The sequence below is a fragment of the Xanthomonas sp. SHU 199 genome (assembly GCF_000364665.1).
GTDB classification, from domain to species: Bacteria; Pseudomonadota; Gammaproteobacteria; order Xanthomonadales; family Xanthomonadaceae; genus Xanthomonas_A; species Xanthomonas_A sontii.
Genome location: NZ_AQOI01000054.1, coordinates 1 through 1,645, shown reverse-complemented (window position 1 = coordinate 1,645; position 1,645 = coordinate 1). Strand labels below are relative to the sequence as shown.

Here is a 1,645-nt window from a genome sequence, read left to right as displayed (position 1 = left end):
GGCCGATGGCGTGCTGGCGGCCAGCGTCGCTGGCGTGTCGCCGCTCGGTGCCAGCATCGCCCGCCGCATCGCGCGCCTGGAGGCGGCCGAGGGCGATGTGCTGGTCGACGACTGCTGTTGCGCCCGCGCCGGACGCCCTGCGCCGCGCCCCGATCCCGAGCGGCCGTGGCTACTGCTGCGGTTGTGAGCGGTCGCTGGTGTTTCCTCGTTTCCCGTCACTACCCACACACCTCTCGATGATGAAAGCCACGCCTCTGTTCTTCGCCCTGCTGCTTGCCGGCAACCTTCCCGTTCATGCCGAAACCGCCGACCCGGCGCGCGACCGTGCCAGCATCCTGGCGATGCAGGGCGAGTACACGGTGGCGTTCGCCTTCGACGAGACCGTGCTGCTGCAACCCGGCTACGTGCGCGCCGCACCGATGCGCAGCGGCGGCGACGAAGTGGTGATCGTGGTCGAGGACAGTCCGCGCAAGGTGGTGCTGCAGCATCTGCTGGTGGAGCCCAAGAGCGGGCACGTGACCAAGCACTGGCGCCAGGACTGGATCTACGAGTCGCCGCAGCGCTTCGAGTTCAGCGCCGACCAGACCTGGCAGGTGCGCCCGCTCGACGCCGCGACCACCCGTGGGGCCTGGACCCAGTGCGTGTACGAGGTCAGCGACGCGCCGCGCTACTGCGGCACCGGGCGCTGGGACTACGCCGATGGCCATCCGACCTGGACCAGCGACCTGAGCTGGCGTCCGTTGCCGCGCCGCGAGTACACCAAACGCAGCGACTACAACGCGCTGGCGGTGGTCAACCGGCACACGCTGACCCCGGCCGGTTGGACCCACGAGCAGTTCAACACCAAGGTGCTGCGCAAGCCCGACGGCAGCCAGCAGGCCATCGCCCGCGAGTTCGGCTTCAACGACTACGTCAAGACCACGGCCGTCGACTTCGCCCCGGCCTACACCTACTGGAAGGCGACCCAGGGTTACTGGGCCAGGGTGCGCGCGCGCTGGGACGGCCTGCTCGGCAAGCCGCCGGGCGTGCGCCTGAAGACCAAGGTCGACGGCATGGCGATCATCGTGCCGCTGTTCGGCCAGGCCGAGGCGGTGCAACAGGGCAAGCCGGTCAGCGATGCGCAACTCGATGCGGTGTTCGCGCAATGGACGGCGCCGGCGCCGGCCGCGCGCTGAGGCCAGGGCCGGCAACACAGCCAGGGTGGGGAAGGCGGCCGGGATGGCGCCTTCCCCTTTTTCTTGCGCGTGTCAGCTCGATGTGGAGCGTGTTTGGCCCGGGACGACTTGCGGTGACAGCGGCACGCGGCGGCTGCACAAGCGCGGCGTCGCGTGGCGGCGTCAGTGCTTTGACGTGATCGCCACGGGTGTGATTGACGTTGTTGGCGGCGATACCGCATCCGCGGATGTGGAGATCACTTGCGCGATCCAGAGCGGATCGCACGACACGCGCAGGACCTGTGGCGCTTTTCCAATCCCCACTCCCGATTCCCCACTCCCGGCTTCACTCACTGCTCGCGCAGCGCCAGCGCCGGCGGCGTGCGTAGGATGCGGCGGGTGCCCGACCAGCCGGCGAGCAGGCTCAGGGCCACGCCGCCGAGGCCGCCGAGCAGCAGCGCCGGCCACGGCGGCGACAGCGCGAGGTCGAA

General features: G+C 70.0%; 1 protein-coding gene and 2 pseudogenes. 2 read left to right on the top strand and 1 reads right to left on the bottom strand.

All coding sequences use genetic code 11. From position 1 onward, the window contains the following. A pseudogene (locus D183_RS23865) lies at window positions 1-187 on the top strand (Hemin transport protein); the annotation flags it as partial. A gap of 49 nt (window positions 188-236) precedes the next feature. Continuing rightward, window positions 237-1,175, top strand: a complete 939-nt coding sequence (locus D183_RS0102750) for a DUF6607 family protein (protein WP_017907640.1) — start codon at window positions 237-239, stop codon at window positions 1,173-1,175. Between the two features lie 329 nt (window positions 1,176-1,504). Here the strand turns inward: D183_RS0102750 and D183_RS26825 are convergent. Then, window positions 1,505-1,645 (bottom strand): annotated as a pseudogene (locus tag D183_RS26825) (FtsX-like permease family protein); the annotation flags it as partial.